Source organism: Ekhidna sp. ABH4_415, assembly GCF_056161305.1.
The window spans coordinates 15021-36991 of record NZ_JBSWYW010000005.1; the positions used below are offsets into that span (position 1 = coordinate 15021).

The window sequence follows — 21971 nt, forward strand, 5'->3', positions numbered from 1 at the left end:
GTTAACAGTGATTTGAAGGAAGTGAACGCAGCTTTGATTCAAATAAAAATTTCGAATATGAGAAAAGCAACTTTTATCGTAATGCTTGGAATCGCAGTAGCTGTGGTGGCCGGCATGTCATCTATCACATGGAAAACAACTTCTATTGATCTGGGAGAAGTATCCAAAAATGAACTCAAGGAATTGTCTTTTGAGTTTACGAACAACACGAACAGTGCTATCCGCATTTTAGAGGCTAAAGGTTCATGTGGATGTACCAATGTAAAGTTCCCTGAAGGAGAAATAGGTTCGGGAGAAACAGCTTCAATCACTGCAAACTTCAAATCTGCTAAACTGGGTGCATTCAAAAAGAATATCCGAATTAAAACATCGGATTCTGACGACTACACTTATCTGTATTTTAATGGAGAGGTGATAGAATAGATCTTGAAAGACTGCCTCAAATTTCAATCATGGCCTTTGGGGTGGTTTCTTTTAATTAAGAGATAGAGTGGGTTTCGGAGAGCGATTTACGATTGATTCGATTTGGAGACACAGTTTAAAATCATCCAATTATTCGAAAAATCATCCAGGTGAGGATTGTAAATGCAGTAATGGTTATCATTAGAAGGATCAAATTTCTTCTTCTAATTTTTCTCTGCTTTCTATAAAATCTTTCTAAAAAAACCTTTCTCTCTTCAGGATTATATTCATTGGCTTTCTTTTGGGCTTTCTTTTTTATGTAATGGAGATTATTCTCCTGGTAAATTTTTTTTAGAGGTTTTTTCTCCTTTAGTAAGGCCCTATTATTTCTATAGGTCCTAACCATAAAATCCAATACGCCATACCCTCTCATAAAATTTAATTAATCCTCAAATCGAATCAATCACTAAATCTTCAAATAAATTTTGCTCGCTCCCAATACTCATCCATCTCTTCCAGCGTCATCTCTCCCAAGCTTTTCCCATCTTTCTTCGATTCAGATTCCAAAAACTGGAAGCGCTTGATAAACTTCTTGTTGGTTCGCTCCAATGCCTCTTCCGGGTTGATGTCCACAAAACGGGCATAGTTAATCAATGAGAATAACAAGTCACCAAATTCGCCGGCTTTCTTTTCTTTATCCTTTTCTTCCTGAAATTCATTCATCTCCTCCTGTACCTTCTCCCACACCTGATCCTGATTGTCCCAATCAAAACCAACTCCTCTGGCTTTTTCCTGAATTCGCATCGCCTTCACCAAAGCAGGCAAAGATTTTGGCACACCACCCAGCACCGATCTATTGCCTTTTTCTTTGAGCTTGATCTTCTCCCAATTGGCTTTTACCGTTTCCTCATCTTCTGCATTTACGTCCCCATAGATATGCGGATGCCGGTTGATTAGTTTATCACAAACCTGGTTCAGCACATCCGCCACATCAAAAGATTTTTTTTCATTCCCAATTCTGGCATAGAAAACCAAGTGCAGCATCAAATCTCCCAATTCCTTCTTCACCTCTTCCAGATCATTCTCAATGATCGCATCTGACAACTCATAGGTCTCCTCTATCGTGAGATGTCGCAGCGTCTCCATCGTCTGCTTTTTGTCCCATGGACAGTTCTCACGTAGCTCATCCATGATGGTGAGCAGCCGGTCAAATGCTTCGAGTTTGGCTTTTCTGTTGAGGTCCGGAGCGGAAAGTGGTTTTTTGGTCATTATTGAAAATCAGTCTTTAATATCCCCCTGCCAATGCTTCTCCCAATCGCACCCCCATCGAAGGGGGAATTGTCCCGTTGATGGGATTATAGGGGTGTAATTAAGTGAATCATTATTCAAATCAGCTTGTTCACAAACTACAGCCGCAAATTGGCTAATTTTGCATCAAAATCGGAACGAATGCAGGTAGTATTATTAGGAATCGGAATATTCGCGTTGTTTTTTGTGGGGTTATCCATCCGCATTTTGCTAAAAAAAGATGGGGAATTTAAGGGGACCTGCGCTTCTCAGAACCCTTACCTCAATAAAGAAGGTGCATCTTGTGGATTTTGTGGGAAGACCGTGAAGCCCGGTGAAGACTGTGGTAATCCGGATTCTGAAGTAAACAAGGTTTTAGCAAAGTTCTGATCTGCAGACTTTTGCCAGAAGGCTTTTTACTTCTGCCTACATTTCTATCTTTGCGCACCGCTAAAAATTAATCGCTTTGACCTTAATCAAATCAATATCCGGCCTGCGTGGAACGATAGGTGGAAAAGCCGGAGAAAATTTATCGCCCTTAGATGTTGTGAAATTTGCTGCCGGCTATGGTGCCTGGCTCAAAGAGACCAACAAAAAGCCCAAAGTTGTAATTGGCAGAGATGCACGCCCTTCAGGCGCATCATTCACACAGCTAGTAGCAAATACCCTGATCAATCAGGGCATTGACGTGGTGGATTTAGGCTTGAGTACCACACCTACTGTGGAAATGGCCGTGATGGCAGAGAAAGCTCAGGGTGGAATAATTCTAACAGCAAGCCATAATCCCGCCGGATGGAATGCGCTTAAGCTCCTTAATGATCGTGGAGAGTTCATTTCTGCAGAGGAAGGAAAGAAAGTACTGGACTATTCCGAATCTACAGACATTGAGTTTGCCCAGTCAGGAAAGTTTGGAAAACTGACCACCAACGATTTTTATATCGATTATCACATCGAGCAAGTCCTGAAGCATCCACTGGTGGATGTAGAAGCGATTAGAGCTGCCGGCTTTAAGGTAGTAGTTGATGCAGTGAACAGTACGGGTGGTGTTTCCATTGTTCCGCTATTGAGACAAATGGGTGTAGAAGTAAAAGAATTGTTTTGCGAACCAACCGGAAATTTCCCTCACAACCCGGAACCCCTTCCGGAAAACCTTCAGCAAATAAGTAGTGAGTTGGAAAATGGAAATTATCATCTGGGTGTGGTGGTAGATCCTGATGTAGATCGGTTGGCACTTATTTGTGAAAATGGAGAGCCGTTTGGAGAGGAGTATACATTAGTAGCTGTTGCCGATTATGTGCTTTCACAGAAAAAAGGAAACACTGTTTCAAATCTTTCTTCCACAAGAGCCCTTCGGGATATTACCGAAAAACACGGGTGTGAGTATAATGCTTCAGCAGTGGGCGAGGTGCACGTAGTTTCCAAAATGAAAGAAACAAATGCAGTAATCGGTGGCGAAGGAAACGGTGGTGTGATCGTGCCAGACCTACACTATGGAAGAGATGCCCTCGCGGGAATAGCGCTATTTCTGACACATCTTGCCAAGTTCGGGAAGAGTGCCTCTATGCTGAGAGCTACCTATCCTAACTATCATATTTCCAAAAACAAAATCGAGCTTACACCAGAGATAAATGTTGATGGTGTGCTTGATGCCATCAAAGAAAAATACAAGGGCCAGCCCATCAATACAGTCGATGGAGTAAAAATTGAATTTGACAAAGAGTGGGTACAGTTGCGAAAGTCGAATACTGAACCGATTATTCGTATTTTTGCAGAGTCTGAGAGTCAGAATACAGCCGAGCATTTGGCCAAAAAACTGATGATGGACATCAAGGAAGTGATTTCCAGCTAAACTCTACTTGGTATGAAGGTTTATTTTGACAATGCTGCCACCACTGCAATCGACCTGGAAGTATTTGAGGCCATGAAGCCTTACATGCTTGAGCATTTTGGCAACCCGTCCTCTATTCACTCACATGGAAGACAGGTGCGAACGGCCATCGAGCGATCCCGAAAAAAAGTGGCTGACCTGCTGAATGCAGCTCCTGCAGAAGTGTTCTTTACATCGGGAGGAACGGAAGCAGACAACACAGCACTCCGCTGCACCGTGAACGACAAGGGCATCAAGCATGTCATCTCAAGTAAAATTGAGCACCATGCCGTACTTCATACAGTAGAACAACTGGAAAAAGACGGAGTTAAAGTCAGCTATGTCCATCTTGATGGTGACGGAGTGATTGATTATAATCATCTAGAGTCACTTATGAAGAAAGAGCCTAATTCCCTGGTTTCGTTGATGCATGCCAACAATGAGATTGGCAACTTACTTGACCTGGAGCGTGTAGGTGACATGTGTGAAAAATACAATGCGGTCTTTCACTCAGATACCGTACAAAGCATGGCTCATTACGTCCATGACATGTCCAGGCTTAAACTGGATTTTGCCGTTGGATCTGCACATAAATTCCACGGCCCTAAAGGAGTGGGCTTTTTGTATATCAACCACAAAAACAAAATTCACCCGTTCATTCATGGAGGAGCACAGGAGCGAAACATGCGTGGCGGTACTGAGAATGTTTATGGTATCGTAGGTTTGGCCAAGGCAATGGAAATTGCCTACGCTGAAATGGAAAGCCATCGCAAGCACATTGAGGGACTGAAAACACATATGATTGAAAAGCTCAAAGCGTCCATCGATGGAATCGCTTTCAATGGTGTTTCAGATGACCTGGGTAAGAGCCTATATACTGTCTTGAGTGTATGCCTGCCACCTAATGATGATAACGATATGTTGCTGTTCAACCTGGATATTGCAGGCATTTCTGCTTCCGGAGGAAGTGCATGTAGCAGTGGTTCAAGTATTGGCTCACATGTCTTGGCGGAGCTAAACAGGGATCAAAATCGTGGAGCCATTCGGTTTTCTTTCAGCAAATACAATACTTTAGAGGAAGTGGATTATGCGGTTGAGAAGCTTGCAGAGCTTTATCAGCCGGAGACTACCTCTGCATGAAATTAAAACCAATATTCTATCAGTTTCAGGTTAAAGACCTGATGCATATTATTCCCAGATTAATTGTGGCAATTATTCTGGCACAGACACTTCCATTTAAATTCATTGGGGCTGAGGAAAGCGTATGGATTTTTGAACAAATGGGCTGGGAACCATGGGGTCGCTATCTGATCGCCAGCATCGAAACGACTGCAACCATCTTACTGCTGACCAACTACTATATTTTTGGAGCTATCATTTCGCTTAGCATCATTAGTGCGGCCAATTTCATGCATTTCACCAAGCTGGGTTTTGTTGTGAATGATGATGGTGGCTTGCTTTTTATCTTTAGCATCATTGTCATTATGTGCTCACTATGGATTGTACTGCATTGGAACATGAAAAGAGTGAAGCCTAAGGCTGTCAACTTTGAGTTTGACTTTGACGATACAAATTTAGATTTGGAATAGCGCCCTTAAATCTTCATTCTTGCCTTATGAGAAAATTTATCCTGATATTGACAATAGCAGTTGCTTGTACCACTCCAAAAGAAGAAAAATCATCGGTGGTAATTTTTAGCCTCCACGATCAGCAATCGATTGATAACCTGAATTTGCTAAATCTGGACGAACAGTACCCAAACCTGCTTGACCCTCGGGTCAGCTCTCAAGAGCAGCTTCCAAAAGTGATTGAATCGTGGAACGAATTTCACCAACAAATAGGAAACAAGTTGAAAGAAAGAGGTTTTGAATGGGAAACGGAAGAGTCTGTTAAACTAGTGAATAAGATATATTTCAATATGGACTCGGAAATTGAGTTTTATGCGTTTCGTGTCTTAAATGATGTCCCAGCTGAGAAAATCATCGCTTTCAATATGCACATGGAAGAGATCCTCCCTTCTTTGAAAATCAACCTGAACAGAGCTGAGAAATTTGCTCAATGTGGAAAAGTTAAATATCAAAATTAGATTAATCTCATTCTCTTAACAATACCGTTCAAAACGCTAATTGCTAATTGCTAATTGCTTAAGACATTCCACCCACTTTTCCTCTTTGTTCAGGCTGGGCACGAGATCCCATACTTCCCCCCCGGCTTCAATGAATTCCTCATGGTACTCCTGCCCTACTTCAATAGTCGTTTCCAAACAGTCTGATACAAAAGCCGGGGAGAAAGCAAGCACTTTCTTTGTGCCACTTTTTGCCAGCTCTTTAAGTACGTCCTCTGTGTACGGCTTTACCCATGGGTCTTTGCCTAGTCGAGACTGAAAGCAAACGGTGTAATCTTCTTCCTTTATTCCCAGTTTAGCTGTGACCAAACGTGTCGTTTCAAAACACTGTGCCCGATAGCAATAGCGGTTGTGCTCATTTAGTGTGTTACAGCATTTCCCCAGCTGGCAGTAATCTCCATAAGACCCTTTTCTGATTTGCCGCTCAGGCAGGCCATGGTAGCTAAAGACGAAATGGTCATAGTCTTCCTTGTCCATCAAAGTTTTCCCCTGATCACAAATGGTTTCTATGAACAGTTCCTCCTCCAAAAATTGTGAAGTGAATCTGATCTCCGGAATAATCTGCCACTGCTTTGTGATCTCCATCACTTTGTCAATCACCGAGCCAGTGGTTGCAGAAGCGTATTGTGGAAACAATGGAATCACATGAAGTTCTGCTACTTCTTCCTTTCGAAATTCCTCAAGCACAGATTGTATAGAGGGATTTTGATAGCGCATGGCAAACTTTACCGAATAATCTTCAGCTAGCTTTTTACTTAAGAGCTCGGTTATATCTTCTGTGTAATATTTAAGAGGTGAACCCCTTTCATCCCAGAGCTTTCGGTACTCCCTGGCTGATTTTGGAGCACGGAAAGGGGCTATGATTCCCTGAACGAGAAGAAATCGTGGAAAAGCTGGAATATCAATAACCCGCTTGTCCATCAAAAATTCACGCAGATATCTTCTGACATCAGAGACTTTGGTGGAATCTGGCGTTCCCAGGTTTACCAATAAAACACCTTTCTTCTTTGCCATAGGATTAGAAAATGTTGGCTTCCCATATCACAATTCCATACGCAAGAAACCGCAGGAATCTGAAAAGTGAAAACCACAAATATTTTTTAAATGAATAATGTACGGAACCCACCAGCATCGCAATACCTGAAAAAGGAAGGGGAGTCAGTGAGGCCACAACAACCAGAAAACCTCCGTAGTTGTTCAAATGTTTTTCAAACTTTCCAAATACCCGAATCTTCATGATTCGATAAAAGCGAGTGTTCTTCAGGTACGCCCCTATCCCAAAACCAATTATGCCGGCCACATAGGATATTGCAGACAAAGCAATGATGTTGCTGATGTAATTGGACAGCACCTCGCTGCGCAATGACCAGATCATGAAAAACTCTGGTGGAATGATTCCAAATATGACCTCTGATGCAAGAAAGATAAAATAGACGATTGTTGGGCGATCATACACAGGACCTAAAACTGTCTCCAGCGTAAAATCATAGTTTTTCCGTGCATAGATAAATGCGATGACGATGACAGCCAACCACAAAAATCCCCTGAGAAGATTTCTTAGTAGAAACCTTCTTCGATCGGGTAATTCTCTTTGGGTTCTTCGAATCATGTTGGAAGCTAAACTGGAAATGCGAAATTATTGTTCCTCCGACTTAGTTTCCACATCCTTTTTCGGTTTTGTTTTCTTAAACGATACCTTCCAAAAAGGATCCTCCAGCTCGGTGTATCTACCATAAAACTGGGTTAGCATGATTTTAACGGCGTAGTTCAGACGGTTTTGTGCATCCTGAAAGTAATCATTCCGGTTTTTAGGATGGTAGATGAAAAATTTGATGATCGGGAAAACGCAAGTGCGAAGGTCTCCCAATATCTTTTTGACGTCTGCTTTGTCCTTTTCCAGCGACTTCATTGCTTTCCCACAACAAACACCCACTCCTTTTATCAGAGGTATATAAATGTTGTTAACAACCCCTCCTTTTTCTTCCAGCTCAACGCACGTTTCCTCACAAAATGCCTGAAGGATTCTTAAAGAAGGAATACTCATGCTGGCCTCCGTAAACACATCTGGTTGCCAAAGGATTTCCCGAAAGGTGAAAATGGAAGGTAGCAGTTCAGTATCATACTGATCATCATCTTTAAGTGCCAACATGGTTTCCGTAGACAATGCATCCACCTTTACTTCACCGGCACAAAGCGCATAGGACCAACCCTGCTCCTTTGTGTTGACCATCTTTAGAAAATTCCATATTTCGTTTAGCGCGATTTTCATCACCATTCTTTATCGTACACAAAATAAACATTCAGTATCACATACGATAATTTCTCATTTTTTGGTCCTCGTTTTATAACTTCAACCCGTGGAAAAAAGATGGGTATATAAGGAAGAACCAGACAAAGAAATTGTTGAAAAGCTCAGCAAAGAACTTAATATCAATGAATACCTGGCAATAATCTTAGCACAGCGTGACGTATATACCTTTGATCAGGCAAAAGCATTTTTCAGGCCATCTCTATCCAGCCTTCACGATCCTTTTCTCATGCTGCACATGGATAAGGCTGTCAATCGTCTCACTGAAGCGGTGTTCAATAAAGAGAAAATTCTAATCTACGGTGATTACGATGTAGATGGGACCACCTCAGTTAGCTTGATGTATTTATTCCTGAAGGGATTCACTGATCAACTGGAATTTTACATCCCGGATCGCTACACCGAGGGATACGGCATTTCCAAAAAAGGAATTGATCATGCCATAGAAAATGAATTCAAGCTTATCATTGCCCTGGACTGTGGTGTTCGTGCCATTGACAGGGCAAAGCAGGCCAAGGATGCAGGGATCGATTTGATTATCTGTGATCATCACCTACCTGGATATGAATTACCTGATGCCTTTGCATTGCTGGACCCCAAACAACCTAACTGCAAATACCCTTTCAAGGAATTATCCGGATGTGGGGTAGGATTCAAATTGCTTGAGGGTTTTTGCCAGCAAAATACCATTGAAAAAGAAAGCCTTTTTAATTTCCTTGACCTGGTGGCTGTAAGCATTGGATGCGATATCGTCCCAATCGTAGATGAAAATCGTATACTGGCTTTTTACGGCTTGAAAAAGCTGAATCAGTCTCCCTCTGCAGGATTAAAATCACTGATTGAAGTCAGCGGGAAGAAAAATGAGTTTTCGGTTTCTGACGTAGTATTTTCCATAGGACCAAGGATTAATGCAGCAGGTCGTCTGACACACGCAAAAGAGTCTGTAAACCTGCTTATTGGTGACGCCAAAGAGACCAGTGCTTTTGCAGACAATCTGAATGATCGTAATAAAGAGCGAAGAGAGTTTGACCAGACCATCACAGCCGAAGCATTAGAGATGATTGCCTCCTCATCTGAGGGACGTAAATCGACCGTGCTGTTTAAAGAAGATTGGCACAAAGGCGTCATTGGAATTGTCGCTTCCAGGTGCATAGAACACTACCACAGACCTACAATTATTCTCACACAATCAAATGGAAAAGCTACCGGTTCTGCCCGTTCGGTGGATGGATTCGATGTGCATGATGCTATCTCTGAGTGTGCAGACCTGCTGGAGCAGTTTGGTGGGCACACCCATGCCGCAGGACTTACACTTCCACTAGACAATGTCGAGCAATTTATTGACCGTTTTGAAGAAGTGGTGAGCGAGCGAATCTTGCCAGAACAACTTATCCCGAAAGTTGAAATTGATACGGAAATCCCATTGTCATTTATCAATTTTAAGACCTACAACATCATGAGTCAGATGGCTCCATTTGGCCCTCAGAATATGTCACCCGTCTTTGGCACAAAATATGTAATTGTGGACACCACTCCAAAGGTGATCAAAGACAAACACATAAAAGGATTTTTGAGTGCTGATAACAGCACCAAGCTTTTTGAGTTTATTGGATTTGGGATGGCAGACAAAATGGAACAAATTAAACCAGGAGTTCCTTTCCATATTGCCTACCACCTGGAGGAAAATAATTACATGGGCAACAAGTCCCTCATCCTGAATCTCAAGGATGTAAGATTTGATGCATAAATTGCACCTCTTTTATGGAATTACGCGCAGAACATCTCATCAAGAAATATCGAAAGAAGAAAGTCGTTAATGACATTTCAGTCTCAGTTAAAACGGGCGAGATTGTAGGGCTTCTTGGACCAAATGGAGCCGGTAAAACAACCTCTTTTTACATGATCGTGGGACTGATCAAACCGAATGAAGGACACATATACCTTGACAAAGAAGACATCACTGAGCTACCGATGTATAAGCGAGCCAAACTTGGGATCGGATATTTGGCACAAGAAGCATCTGTATTTCGAAACCTGAGCGTAGAAGACAACATCCTTGCTGTATTGGAGATGACTAATAGAAGCAAGCAAGAACAAAAAGAAAAATGCGAAAGCCTGCTGGAGGAATTTAGCTTGACGCACGTAAGAAAAAACCTTGGAAAGGTTCTCTCCGGAGGAGAACGAAGAAGAACAGAAATTGCGCGAGCTCTTGCGGTTGATCCAAGCTTTGTATTGTTGGATGAACCTTTCGCTGGAGTAGATCCGATCGCCGTAGAAGAAATTCAAACAATTGTTGCTCAATTGAAAAACAAAAACATTGGTATTTTGATCACGGACCATAACGTGAATGAGACTTTATCAATCACAGATCGGGCATATTTGATGTTTGAAGGTCGACTATTAAAAGCCGGAACCGCTGAAGAGCTCGCGAACGATGAACAAGTGAGAAAAGTTTATCTTGGCAAGCACTTCGAATTAAAAAGGAAGATTTAATACAGCGATGGAACTCTTAAACTCCATATTATCCTGGGTCATGAAAAAGCGCATTCACCAGATTGAGCTTTTCATGAAATACCCACACGAAGTTCAAAATGAGCTCTTGGAAGATTTGATTAAGAAGTCCGCCAAAACCGAGTATGGAAAGGAGTATGGCTTTGATACCATAGAGAACTACGAACACTTTAAGAGTAAAGTCCCAATCGTCAATTACGAGCAGCTTTTCCCATATATAGAGCGTTTGATGAAGGGTGAACAGAATGTGCTCTGGCCTTCAGAAATTCGCTGGTTTGCTAAATCATCAGGGACTACCAACGCCAGAAGCAAGTTCATACCGGTATCGCAGGAAGCACTCGATGATTGTCATTATAAAGGAGGAAAGGACCTTCTGAGTATCTATTTCAATAATTACCCCGACGCAAAGATGTTTTCCGGAAAGGGTTTGGTTATCGGAGGGAGCCATCAGATCAATCAGTTTGATGAAAATTCAAATTCTTACTACGGAGATGTTTCCGCTGTGCTCCTTAAAAACCTACCCTGGTGGGCGCAGATGGTTCGTACGCCCAGTCTGGATATTGCGCTAATGGATGAATGGGAAGAGAAAATTGATAAGATGGTAGAGATCACCTCCAGTGAGAATGTGACTAACATTTCCGGTGTGCCTACCTGGATGATCGTATTGATTGAAAAAATGCTGGAAAGAAACAATGCCAGCAATATCCTGGAAATCTGGCCAAATCTGGAGGTGTTTTTCCATGGAGCTGTTTCTTTCACCCCATATGAGGATCTATTCAAAAAACTGATTCCTTCACCAAAGATGCGATACATGGAAACGTACAATGCATCGGAAGGCTTCTTTGGTATTCAGGATCAAACAGATAGTAAGGACATGCTCTTGATGCTGGATTATGGCATTTATTATGAGTTTGTTCCTTTTAGTGAGCTGGACAGTGACAACCCTAAAACGCTGACACTAGATGAGGTTGAAGTTGGGAAGAACTATGCAATAATCATCACAACCAATGCAGGGCTATGGAGATACCGTATCGGTGACACAGTCACTTTTACCAGTATTGATCCGTTCCGGATTAAGATATCAGGTCGAACCAAGCACTTTATAAATGCTTTTGGAGAGGAGCTAATCATTGATAATGCGGAAGTGGCTATCGCGGAAGCCTGCAAACGAACCAACGCCACAATTGATAACTTCACTGCCGGTCCAATGTATCTGGATGAGGGTAAAAAAGGCGGACATGAGTGGATCATTGAGTTTTCAAACCAACCGGACGATTTGGAACGCTTCTCAAAACTGCTGGATGAGAAATTGCGTGAGGTTAACTCCGACTATGATGCTAAACGCTATAAAGACATTGCACTGCGAGAACCTGTTATTCATGTTGCTCCTGAAGGCACCTTTTACAACTGGATGAAAGCCAGAGGAAAGCTTGGCGGCCAGCATAAAGTCCCGCGATTGGCTAATAGCAGGGAGTACCTTGATCAATTGATTGAGTACAAATCCCATTCATCATAAAATTAGATGAATATCTTTTCTCGTACAGCTCCTGCCTTACCTTTGTACAAGTAATTTTCCCTTGTGGAGTAATCTTATGCGAAATATTCTCGCCATACAATACCTAGCCTTTCTACTATGTGTGACCATGGTGGGTGAAATTCCAATTGAGTATGGGGACTTAATTTCGATTGAGGTAGACTCGGAACAAGAGGAAAATACTGAGAAGGAAAAAGAAAAAACAACTGGTCAGGAGTATGACCTAAGCAATAATGAAGACCTAACGGCTAATCTTAAGCACTCAGCGAGAAACCAGCACAACGGCTGGAGTTCTCCATCCATTGATTTGCATACCCCCCCTCCTGAGCGATTCTGAAATATACGCTCAACTTATTCAATTGTATTACTCATCGACAACTTTAAATCAAAATGGATTCTAACAAAACCAGTATAACTAATAATTTCAAAGCTGATTTATCCGCCAGTGTGGTGGTTTTTTTGGTAGCCGTACCTCTCTGCCTAGGTATCGCACTGGCTTCCGGAGCTCCTCTTTTCTCAGGTGTTATTGCTGGGATAGTAGGAGGAATTATCGTAGGTCTCATTAGTGGATCTTCTCTGGGTGTAAGTGGACCAGCAGCAGGCCTGGCAGTCATTGTACTTTCTGCTATCCAGGAATTGGAAGCATTTCCTGTATTTCTGGCCGCAGTAGTGGTCAGTGGTGTTATTCAAATTCTCCTAGGGATAGGCAAGGCCGGTATCATTGGCTATTATTTTCCCTCTTCTGTTATCAAGGGAATGCTCTCTGCGATAGGTATTATCATCTTTCTAAAGCAGATTCCTCATGCGGTAGGTTACGATGCTGACCCAGAAGGAGACTTAGAGTTTATTCAGCCCGACGGTGAAAATACGTTTTCTGAACTCATCACTATGATGGACTACATCCAGCAAGGAGCATTGATCATATTCATCATCTCAATGGCGATTTTGATTCTCTGGGAACGACCTTTTATGAAGCGCATAAAACTATTCCAGGTTGTACAAGGCCCACTGGTAGTAGTTACTGCTGGAATAATCATTAACCAGCTTTTTTATGGGTCTGAACTGTACATTGATGAGACACACATGGTGAGTTTACCTGTTGCTGGATCATTTACAGATTTCATCAACCAGTTTACCTTTTTCGATCCTTCTGCCATTCTCAGAAAGGATGTATTAATCCTTGGAGCTACCATTGCTGTAGTTGGATCGTTGGAGACACTTCTTTGCGTGGAAGCAACAGATAAGTTAGATCCTCAAAAGCGAATCACCCCTACCAACAGAGAGCTGATGGCTCAGGGTGTTGGTAATATGGTTTCTGGTATGGTAGGAGGGTTGCCGGTTACCCAGGTAATTGTCCGAAGTTCAGCTAATATTCAGTCTGGAGGTAAAACAAAGCTGGCAGCAATCATGCATGGAGTTTTGCTTTTGGTGTCTGTTATCACCATTCCCCATGTGCTTAATTTAATACCCTTATCAAGTTTAGCGGCAATATTGATTGTTGTTGGGTATAAACTAGCACGTCCTTCTCTATTTAAGCAAATGTTTGCTGCTGGAAAGTCAGAGTTTGTTCCATTTATGGTGACCATATTAGGCATCATTTTTACAGACCTTCTGATTGGTATCCTTCTGGGGCTGGCTGTAGGTATTTTCCAGGTGTTGTATTACAACTTCAAAAAACCATATAACGTCACCACTACTAATGACAATGGAAAAACCAAACTGAAGTTGGAGCTTTCTGAAAACCTCACCTTTCTAAATAAGGCCAGCATCATAGAAACTGTTTCTCATCTGCCTGATGATGCAGATATAACCATTGATGCTACACGATCTCATTTTATCCATCCAGATATTATGGAAATTTTAGAGGACTTTAAGCAAAATGCAGAGTATCGAAACATTAAGTTGGAGTTCTTAGGTTTAGAAAAGGTTCACACCAATCAATTAGAAGAACTCAAAAGGGCAGCAAAAGACATGTAAAATAGAAAGGCCTTCAGAAATGAAGGCCTTTCTATTTAGTCTGTGTGATCAATATAGTTTTTCCACTTTTCAAGTACCGAGGAAAAGTCCTCCGGCAGTTCGGAATCAATAAAGACTCTCTTTTTTGTTATTGGATGAACAAAGCCTAGTGTTTTTGCGTGGAGTGCTTGTCGTGGCATCATTTTAAAGCAGTTTTGGACGAACTGTTTGTATTTGGTAAAGACCGTCCCTTTTACAATCTCAGCACCACCATATGACTCGTCATTAAAGAGCGGGTGTCCTAAGTACTTCATGTGAGCACGAATTTGATGAGTTCTACCCGTTTCCAGGTTGCACTTTAAAAGTGAAACATACCGCAGGTCTTGCAACACTTCAAAGTGTGTAACAGCATGCTTCCCTAAATCACCTTCAGGAAAAGCGGCCGTTACTCTTCGATCTTTAAGACTTCTACCCACATTCACATCAATGGTCCCTTTCTCTTCCTCTGGAACTCCCCAAACAAGCGCATAATAGGTTCGCTCAATCGTATGGTCAAAAAATTGCTTTGCTAAACCGTTCATTGCCTGCTCAGTCTTTGCGATCACCAGCAGCCCGGATGTATCCTTATCTATGCGATGGACCAAACCAGGCCGGCCATTATTCCCTTTCATTTCGGGTAGGTTTTGGAAATGAAAAGCCAGTGCATTGACAAGTGTCCCTGACCAGTTTTGGTAGGCAGGATGCACCACCATTCCAGCAGGTTTGTTTACGATCAACAGATGATCATCTTCCCTCACAATATCTAGCGGGATGTCCTCCGGTACAAGCTCTTCATCTTTAGGAGGTTCAGGCAGCATGACAGAAATTTCATCGCCTGGGTGAACTTTATAATTCGGCTTTACATCATTGCCATTTACCTTTACAAATCCTTCTTTGATTCCTGCTTGCACTTTATTACGAGTAACATTGGGAAGGCGATCCATTAAAAACTTATCAATTCGTAAGAGCTCCTGTCCGGCATCTACAATGATATTATGATGCTCGTATAAGTCTCCTTCAATTTCGTTGGCTTCATCCATCATGGCTGTAAATTTAACCGATGGCAACTCTTCCTACACCAACTCAAGAAATATCGCACCCGCTATTGCTGGAAAAGCAAATTCAGCTTTTTGTTAAACGAGACGACCTCATTCATCGGGAAATCATGGGGAATAAGTGGCGGAAATTGAGGTACAACCTAGAGGAAATGAAGCATAAAAAGTACGAGTCATTGGTATCGATGGGGGGTGCCTATAGCAATCACATTGCAGCCACTGCTGCAGCTGCAAATGAAAACAACATGAAAGCGATCGGGATCATACGGGGTGAAGAATTGAATGAGACCAGCAATCCAACATTGCAATTTGCGCATGCTAAAGGTATGAAAATGCATTTTGTCGATCGAACCAAATTCAGAAACTTTCGTGATAACCCTGAGCAAATCGAAAAAAGCTATCCAGACCATTATTTTCTCCCAGAAGGCGGTACAAACGAACTGGCTGTAAAAGGTTGCGAAGAAATCATTCCTGAGATATCCGTTCCTTTCGACGTGATAGTGACTCCCATTGGTACCGGGGGTACATTTGCTGGGCTGACAAAGTCTGCAAGAAGAAACCAACATGTAATGGGTATAAGTAGCCTGAAGGGTGATTTTATTTTTAATGAAATATCCGAATTACTCAAAAAACTAAACATCCAGAATAAAAATTACTCAATTATTAATGGTTATCATTTTGGTGGATATGGGAAAGTTAACAGTGAATTGATCGACTTTATCAATTGGTTTAAAGAAAACTTCGATATCCCTTTAGACCCGATTTATACAGGAAAGTCATTTTTTGGCGTTTGGGATATGATTAAAACCGATAAATTTGAAAAAAATCTTAAAATAGTGCTATTACACACAGGTGGCCTTCAAGGGATTACAGGCTTTAATCGAAAAAATGAAAATATTATTCAATAAGACTTAATTTTAGATCAATTTGTCAGCGGTGAAAAAATTTGTGTATGTAGTTATCTCCGCAGTGTTGTTCACAGCCTGCAACGTGGGAGAGCTGGAGTTTGATAATTTGGAAGTTACTCCAATCCAGGGGCCATTTGTATTTCCACTGGGGCAAGCCACCTATGTCATGTCGGATCTTTTAGAGAAGCAGACAGGTGACTCATTAGACTTTGAGCAGGACTCAACTTCCTTATACACTCTATCCTATTTCGATACTATTACTTACAGTGCTCCGGAAGACTTCATCCGCTTCAATGACATAGTTCAAACGGGAAGCACCAATCCACCAGCCTATCTGGCTGGAGCCGCACGGCAAGAAACTTTTACTGCCTCATTCGATTTGGTTTATAACTCTGTGGATGGCGAAGTGGTTGACTCTCTTTTTTATCTTACAGGCGACCTGACCTTTACCACCGACTCAGAAATTCCTGCAGATATAGATTATACGTACACAGTTCAAAACACCACGAATATTAATAATGGTGTCCCTATAACACTATCAGGAACAATAGCTAACACTGCTGCACCGGTCGATTCGGATACTCAAACAAGGTCACTCATAAATCATGTAACAAAGCTTACAGGGGGAAACAATACATTTACAGTTGACCTTGAAGCTACTGTTAACCTGGCTGCTGGCCAATCATTGACTGGTCTAGAGGATTTAAGCTTTACATTAACCTTTGGTAACCAAACATTCGGTCTCATCTATGGAAAATTTGATCAGGATACCGTTCAAGTAGGTAATCAGTCGTTAGAAATTGATTTCTTTAGTCAAGCCGCAAGGGAAGGAATAACCTTTGGTAATCCAAGTATGACTTTCGATTTTAGAAATTCCTTTGGAATTCCAGTTGAAGTTGACTTTTCTGGTTTGCATGGAGTTGATGAACAGGGAAACCAAACCTTTCTTATTGGAAATATTGTAAATAACCCACCAATCATTGAAGGTTCTGATGTAAACAGCCCTGATATCAATACCCCTGGTGAAACAGTACAATCCACCATTACAATTGACAGAACAAACTCCAACCTAATCAAATTGATGGGAGCTTCCCCAGAGCAACTTATTTTCGATGTTAAAGGAAGGTCTAATCCGGAAAATCAAACGGATTTAAACTACCTTCAATCGACCAGTGAGATAACAGCATATATAGCTATTGAAGTTCCTTTTGAAGTTCAGCTGGAAGATTACGAAGAAAAGGGTGCGTTTAGCATGAGGAATGGATTTGATGCTACCAACCTTGACTCTGCTTTCATTCGCCTTGTAACACTAAATGAACTCCCATTTACTGGAACAATAAGTCTGGAGGTTCAGGCGGAAGATAGTACCGTTCTTTTTCCAATTACAGATGAGAATGACCCGCGTTATGACTCAGCTACAACAAACCACCCTGATCAAATAGAAAGATTGACGAATATACCAGCTATAAAAGCACCACTGATCAATATAAATGGAGACGTAACGGACCCTAGTGGAGAAACCCATACCATTTCCTTAACTAACGAAGAATTACAACTATTAAGTGGAGCAGCCAGAGTAGTGATAACAATGACATTAAATACGCCCGTGAGTCAAACATCAAGAGATATATATGTTAAAATTTTAGGTGATTATACCCTCACATTAAAAGTAGGCATTGGTGCCAGGTTCAACCTGGATTTATAGATGAAAAAATTTGCAATCACCATATTATTTCTAACCTCCCTGAATTGTCTGAACGCACAAACTAGTGTGGCCTTTCAACATTTGGGTAATGCAACCTTTCAAAACAACCTAATCAATCCCTCTCTGATTCCAGAGGGAAAATGGTTTATAGGCCTGCCTGTAATTTCCGGCGTTCACGTCAATGTAAATAATAAAGTGAGTTATAGTGAAGCATTCACCAAGCAGGAAAACGGCACGCTTATAGATGTAGATAAAATATTGGGAGAGCTTCAGAGACAAAATATGGTGTCTACGAAAGCAAGCATCAACTTACTACACATCGGATATCGCTTTAGCACAGGCCCCATGATCAGCTTCACTGCAAATGAACGGGTGGAGGGAGATTTTCTATATTCCAAGGAAATGGTAGGGTTTGTCTTCAAGCCCGGAAACTCAGCATCTCTAAACGATGATGTAAAAGTTAACAATGTAGGAGTAAGGGCCACTCACTTTAGAGAATTTGGTCTTGGACTGGCTGCACCAATTAACGATCAATTGACTGCTGGAATACGAGCTAAATTTTTGATTGGGTTCGCTGATATTAGCACACCAGGAAATGCAAAAGCTAAACTGAGGTCTAGCGGCGAAGCTTTCCAACTTTCTGCTGAATGGGAAAATGCCATGTACAGAACTTCCGGTTTAGATATTTACAATGGAGATGAAGGCGATATTGGATCTCATTTGGTGATGAATGGTAACACAGGTTTTGCATTGGATTTAGGTGGAACCTATCACCTCAATAGGTATTATACCCTCACTGGATCAATCGTTGATATTGGATTCATTAACTGGAAGGAAAACATACAGAATGAAATTCTAAGTGATACATCTTTCACCTACAATGGCGTTGACTTAAATGATATTGGAAATCTTCAGCAGTCATTAGAAGACTCTCTTTTCGATAAATTTAATACCAGGGAAAATTCTGATCCTTATAAAGCGTGGCTGCCTACAACTGCCTACGGAAGCTGGATCTATCACTACAGCCCAAAGACCGATTTCTATGTAACCGTTGGATCTCGTTGGATACAGCGAAAATTCAAGATGATGTACGGGGGTGGCGTTACACAAAAATTCGGACGTGCATTTACAGGATCTCTTAGTGTTACCAAATTGCCTCAGCAGTTCTTCAATGTTGGCGCAGCGTTTGCAGCTAATGGCGGACCGGTTCAAATGTATTTGGCCGTTGATCATGTTATAAACTTTAATGTTCCAAAATCAAAAGCAGTGGACTTTAGGTTTGGTATGAACTTCGTTATTGGTAAGAAAACTCAGGAAATCGAAAGTGGTCTTACACGAGGGCGAATTCAAGGAGCGAAGGGTTTAGACACAAATGTGTTCCTCGGAAAGAAAGTGAAAACAAAGAAAAGAGACGGCATCTACTCTATTATCAAAAAGCAGAAGCGTAGAGAGCTAAAAGATAAGCGTACTAAGCGTGATAAGGATGTAAAAAAGAAAAGTCTGAACGGAAGAACCGGCAAGAAAAACACCGATAACGAGTAATTTTATTTTTGGCAATTTAGAAAGCCCAATTCCCACATTACTGAAAATCCGCTTTCCTCCATCACTCCCAGTTTTTTGAAAGCGACTATGATCTCCTGATCAGAAGGATTTAAATCCAGACAAAAAAGAAGTCGAAAAAAATCCATGGCGCCTTCCCTGGATTCAAAATTCCAGTGGTACTTATCTACCTCCATTTTAACCTTAAATCCTGCTTCCCTAATCTCATTGAGATCTTCCTCTTTAATGAATCTTCCACAGTGACCCATGCTATTCCATTGATCCAGAAATCCATTTAAGAATTCATCTATCCTGCTCCCTGCTACTGCATCCGCTATGATGAGCCTGCCCCCATCTTTCAGGATTCGGTACATCTCCGAGTAAAATCCCTTCCGGTCAATAATATGATGTATCGCAGCTAGGCTTACTATTTCATCAATAGATCTATCATCAATCTCTACCTTAGACTCTTTGCACTTTTTGATTTTTGAGTGATTATCATTGAACTCCCCCGAAAAGTCATATGCGAGGTAGTTGATTTCTTCACTTAAGTAATGTTGAAGATAACCTCCACCCGCAGGCAAATCCAGAATAGTCGATTTCGCAGTTTGATTAAGGCGCTTTACTGCAGCTTGAAATTCTTCTTCCCTTGCATGGGGATATTTTTCCATTGCCAGGTGATACGATCGCCCACGCTGATTGAATATGTCTTCATACCCTTGCATTGACAAAATCTTTCACGTCTTCACAAGTAATACATTTTCCACACGGCTTAGGGCGTTGATTCTCCTTATATAATGGTCTTCTGCACCACCAGGTGTTATCTCTTACATCCTCCGGTAAGAAGTCCCAAATCTCTTTCTTGGTGAAGTCAACAACTGGGAAAATATATTTAGGCAGCATTCTTTCCTCAAGTGAGAGCACGCTTTGAAAGATGGCCTGTGCCCGCTTCATTCTCATAGCGAAATTATCTCCACCTGTATCAACATCCGTTTTGGTTCTTCCCATCGCAACAAACCCTATGTCTTTCCTGGCTGCACAAATATTACCTGCTAAAAAAGCACATATATCCATATCAAATGGGAATCGATTTGAGCGAAGCGCTGCAAACCCCATCGTGCTGAAGTTGCTTTCAGTCACCAAAAATTCCTTTCGGACATTGCTCTTGTAGTATGCTATAATTTCTTTAACAGCTAAAGATTCTGCCTTAGCTCGGTTTTCACGATTATGTATGTGAATGTGATGAAGAATGATCGGGTGCTCCTCAAATTCCTTATTAGTAAGTAGCTGATGCAATACTCCTGTGGAGTCAATCCCTCCCGAAAACATGCATAAAATACCAGGTCTTTCTTTGGTAGTGATCACTAAAACAGGTGTCTAAACGTATCACTAAGTTTGGAAAAAGAATTGACTTTTATCTTGAATTTACCCAGGTCTTTTTCTTTGAGGTTGTGTTTTGAAATATAAATCTCTTTGAATCCCAACTTCTCTGCCTCATTGATTCTGTTTTCTATCCGGCTGACCGGGCGAATTTCACCACCCAGCCCAACTTCTGCAGCAAAGCAGACATCCTCTCCGATCGGAGCATCTTCAAACGAGGAAAAGATGGCGGAACAAATTGCCAGGTCTAACGCGGTATCCTGAACTTTTAAGCCTCCGGCAATATTTAAAAACACATCCTGTGTGCTCAGCCGAATACCCAATCGCTTTTCCATCACTGCCAGTAGCATGGTCAATCGCTTATAGTCATAGCCCGTAGTGCTTCTCTGTGGATTTCCGTAGCTCGTGGGGCTAACAAGAGCTTGCGTTTCTAAAATCAACGGACGATTTCCTTCCATGGTAGTGCCTAAGGCAATACCACTCAACCCCGGCTCCCGTGGCGATATCAATACTTCTGAAGGGTTTGTCACTTCCCTCAGGCCATTTGCATTCATTTCAAACATGCCCAGCTCTGAAGTTGAGCCAAACCGGTTCTTTATGGTCCGTAATATCCGATAGGACAAATGACGATCCCCCTCAAACTGAAGAACCGTGTCAACCATATGTTCAAGCACCTTGGGGCCAGCGATAGCTCCGTCTTTGTTTACATGACCAATCAAAAACACAGGTATTCTTTTTTGCTTGGCAAACTTCATCAGCTGACCTGTGCATTCTTTCACCTGGGAAATCGATCCAATGGCTGCTTCGATCCGATCCGAATGAAGTGTTTGAATGGAATCAATAATGAGAATATCAGGACTGTGGCTTTCCGCCTGTCGCAAAACCTCAGACAAGCTGGTCTCCGCGTACAGGAAGCAATGATCTGCTGTAGTGCCTATCCGCTCAGCCCGCATTTTTATCTGCTCAGCACTTTCCTCACCCGAAACATAAAGTGTCTTTTGAGACAACCGGATGGCCATTTGAAGCATGATCGTGGATTTCCCAATTCCAGGCTCTCCTCCTACTAATACTAGCGACCCATCAACAATACCCCCACCAAGCACACGATCCAATTCCAGAATTCCTGTTTTCATACGCTCTTTTAATGCCTCTTCACCGGCTTCTTTGATGTTTACAGGTCGACTTTTTTCAGTAGAAAAATCAACAGGAGCTGCGGTGCTTTTACTGATCACTTCCTCCACATAGGTATTCCATTCACCACATGAAGGACATTTACCTACCCACTTGGCAGACTCGGCACCACAAGATTGACAATAAAAGACTGTTTTGGTTTTGGCCATATTACGTTGGGATAA

23 protein-coding genes are annotated in these 21971 nt (G+C 41.8%); 14 read left to right on the top strand and 9 right to left on the bottom strand.

Annotation, left to right across the window (positions count from 1 at the left end; translation table 11 throughout):
- The first annotated feature begins 57 nt into the window (after positions 1-57).
- On the top strand, positions 58-423 hold the full coding sequence (locus ACXAH9_RS09280) for a DUF1573 domain-containing protein (protein ID WP_474894584.1): 366 nt from the start codon (positions 58-60) through the stop codon (positions 421-423).
- A 121-nt stretch (positions 424-544) separates the two neighbouring features.
- Here ACXAH9_RS09280 and ACXAH9_RS09285 read toward each other — a convergent pair whose 3' ends face one another.
- Both ACXAH9_RS09285 and mazG read right to left on the bottom strand, forming a co-directional pair.
- Entirely contained in the window at positions 545-835 is a 291-nt protein-coding gene (locus ACXAH9_RS09285) for a hypothetical protein (protein WP_474894585.1), read from the bottom strand.
- Positions 836-876: 41 nt separating this feature from the next.
- Positions 877-1671 (bottom strand): nucleoside triphosphate pyrophosphohydrolase, encoded by a 795-nt coding sequence (mazG, locus tag ACXAH9_RS09290; RefSeq protein ID WP_474894586.1) that lies wholly within the window; start codon positions 1669-1671, stop codon positions 877-879.
- 180 nt (positions 1672-1851) lie between these two features.
- On the opposite strand from mazG, the gene ACXAH9_RS09295 reads away from it, so the two are divergent.
- The 5 genes from ACXAH9_RS09295 (at position 1852) to ACXAH9_RS09315 (ending at position 5642) form a co-directional block, all read left to right on the top strand.
- Positions 1852-2079, top strand: coding sequence for a hypothetical protein (locus ACXAH9_RS09295; protein ID WP_348279408.1), 228 nt, complete (start codon positions 1852-1854; stop codon positions 2077-2079).
- A 76-nt stretch (positions 2080-2155) separates the two neighbouring features.
- Complete coding sequence (glmM, locus tag ACXAH9_RS09300) at positions 2156-3538, top strand: phosphoglucosamine mutase (protein WP_474894587.1); 1383 nt, start codon at positions 2156-2158, stop codon at positions 3536-3538.
- 12 nt (positions 3539-3550) lie between these two features.
- Positions 3551-4696, top strand: a complete 1146-nt coding sequence (locus ACXAH9_RS09305) for a cysteine desulfurase family protein (protein ID WP_474894588.1) — start codon at positions 3551-3553, stop codon at positions 4694-4696.
- Positions 4693-5145 carry a hypothetical protein gene (locus ACXAH9_RS09310; RefSeq protein WP_474894589.1) on the top strand — a complete coding sequence of 151 codons (453 nt, stop codon included), beginning with the start codon at positions 4693-4695 and terminating at the stop codon, positions 5143-5145. The genes ACXAH9_RS09305 and ACXAH9_RS09310 overlap by 4 nt, the downstream gene beginning before the upstream one ends.
- A 26-nt stretch (positions 5146-5171) precedes the next feature.
- Positions 5172-5642, top strand: coding sequence for a hypothetical protein (locus ACXAH9_RS09315; RefSeq protein WP_474894590.1), 471 nt, complete (start codon positions 5172-5174; stop codon positions 5640-5642).
- Between the two features lie 36 nt (positions 5643-5678).
- Here ACXAH9_RS09315 and hemH read toward each other — a convergent pair whose 3' ends face one another.
- From hemH to ACXAH9_RS09330, 3 genes are read right to left on the bottom strand one after another with little or no spacing between them, the layout of a single operon-like run.
- A complete protein-coding gene (gene hemH / locus ACXAH9_RS09320; protein WP_474894591.1) occupies positions 5679-6695 on the bottom strand; it encodes a ferrochelatase in 1017 nt (338 codons plus the stop codon).
- 4 nt (positions 6696-6699) lie between these two features.
- Positions 6700-7290: a VTT domain-containing protein gene (locus ACXAH9_RS09325; protein ID WP_424962488.1), complete on the bottom strand. Its 591-nt coding sequence runs from the start codon at positions 7288-7290 to the stop codon at positions 6700-6702.
- Positions 7291-7317: 27 nt separating this feature from the next.
- Complete coding sequence (locus tag ACXAH9_RS09330; protein WP_474894592.1) at positions 7318-7950, bottom strand: hypothetical protein; 633 nt, start codon at positions 7948-7950, stop codon at positions 7318-7320.
- 88 nt (positions 7951-8038) lie between these two features.
- Between ACXAH9_RS09330 and recJ the strand changes: the two genes are divergently transcribed.
- The 5 genes from recJ to ACXAH9_RS09355 all read left to right on the top strand — a co-directional run bounded on the left by recJ (position 8039) and on the right by ACXAH9_RS09355 (position 14011).
- Entirely contained in the window at positions 8039-9736 is a 1698-nt protein-coding gene (gene recJ / locus ACXAH9_RS09335; RefSeq protein ID WP_474894593.1) for a single-stranded-DNA-specific exonuclease RecJ, read from the top strand.
- 14 nt (positions 9737-9750) lie between these two features.
- The gene (gene lptB / locus ACXAH9_RS09340; RefSeq protein WP_474894594.1) at positions 9751-10482 is read left to right on the top strand and encodes an LPS export ABC transporter ATP-binding protein; all 732 of its coding nucleotides are present in this window, start codon (positions 9751-9753) and stop codon (positions 10480-10482) included.
- Positions 10483-10489: 7 nt separating this feature from the next.
- Positions 10490-12016 carry a GH3 auxin-responsive promoter family protein gene (locus ACXAH9_RS09345; protein ID WP_474894595.1) on the top strand — a complete coding sequence of 509 codons (1527 nt, stop codon included), beginning with the start codon at positions 10490-10492 and terminating at the stop codon, positions 12014-12016.
- A gap of 76 nt (positions 12017-12092) precedes the next feature.
- Positions 12093-12371, top strand: coding sequence for a hypothetical protein (locus ACXAH9_RS09350; protein WP_474894596.1), 279 nt, complete (start codon positions 12093-12095; stop codon positions 12369-12371).
- 53 nt (positions 12372-12424) lie between these two features.
- Positions 12425-14011, top strand: coding sequence for a SulP family inorganic anion transporter (locus tag ACXAH9_RS09355; RefSeq protein ID WP_474894597.1), 1587 nt, complete (start codon positions 12425-12427; stop codon positions 14009-14011).
- Between the two features lie 35 nt (positions 14012-14046).
- On the opposite strand, the gene ACXAH9_RS09360 is transcribed toward ACXAH9_RS09355, so the two are convergent.
- Positions 14047-15072 (bottom strand): RluA family pseudouridine synthase, encoded by a 1026-nt coding sequence (locus tag ACXAH9_RS09360; protein ID WP_474894598.1) that lies wholly within the window; start codon positions 15070-15072, stop codon positions 14047-14049.
- A 17-nt stretch (positions 15073-15089) separates the two neighbouring features.
- Here ACXAH9_RS09360 and ACXAH9_RS09365 point away from each other — a divergent pair, with 17 nt between their 5' ends.
- Genes ACXAH9_RS09365 through ACXAH9_RS09375 form a run of 3 tightly spaced genes read left to right on the top strand, consistent with a single transcriptional unit; the run spans position 15090 to position 19239 of the window.
- Complete coding sequence (locus tag ACXAH9_RS09365; RefSeq protein WP_474894599.1) at positions 15090-15992, top strand: 1-aminocyclopropane-1-carboxylate deaminase/D-cysteine desulfhydrase; 903 nt, start codon at positions 15090-15092, stop codon at positions 15990-15992.
- 28 nt (positions 15993-16020) lie between these two features.
- Complete coding sequence (locus tag ACXAH9_RS09370) at positions 16021-17697, top strand: hypothetical protein (RefSeq protein WP_474894600.1); 1677 nt, start codon at positions 16021-16023, stop codon at positions 17695-17697.
- On the top strand, positions 17698-19239 hold the full coding sequence (locus ACXAH9_RS09375; RefSeq protein WP_474894601.1) for a DUF5723 family protein: 1542 nt from the start codon (positions 17698-17700) through the stop codon (positions 19237-19239).
- A gap of 2 nt (positions 19240-19241) precedes the next feature.
- On the opposite strand, the gene ACXAH9_RS09380 is transcribed toward ACXAH9_RS09375, so the two are convergent.
- Genes ACXAH9_RS09380 through radA form a run of 3 tightly spaced genes read right to left on the bottom strand, consistent with a single transcriptional unit; the run spans position 19242 to position 21956 of the window.
- On the bottom strand, positions 19242-19961 hold the full coding sequence (locus tag ACXAH9_RS09380) for a class I SAM-dependent methyltransferase (RefSeq protein WP_474894602.1): 720 nt from the start codon (positions 19959-19961) through the stop codon (positions 19242-19244).
- Positions 19948-20601, bottom strand: coding sequence for a 7-cyano-7-deazaguanine synthase (locus ACXAH9_RS09385; protein WP_474894603.1), 654 nt, complete (start codon positions 20599-20601; stop codon positions 19948-19950). The genes ACXAH9_RS09380 and ACXAH9_RS09385 overlap by 14 nt, the downstream gene beginning before the upstream one ends.
- Positions 20601-21956: a DNA repair protein RadA gene (radA, locus tag ACXAH9_RS09390; RefSeq protein ID WP_474894604.1), complete on the bottom strand. Its 1356-nt coding sequence runs from the start codon at positions 21954-21956 to the stop codon at positions 20601-20603. Before radA ends, ACXAH9_RS09385 begins: the two co-directional genes overlap by 1 nt.
- Positions 21957-21971 lie beyond the last annotated feature (15 nt).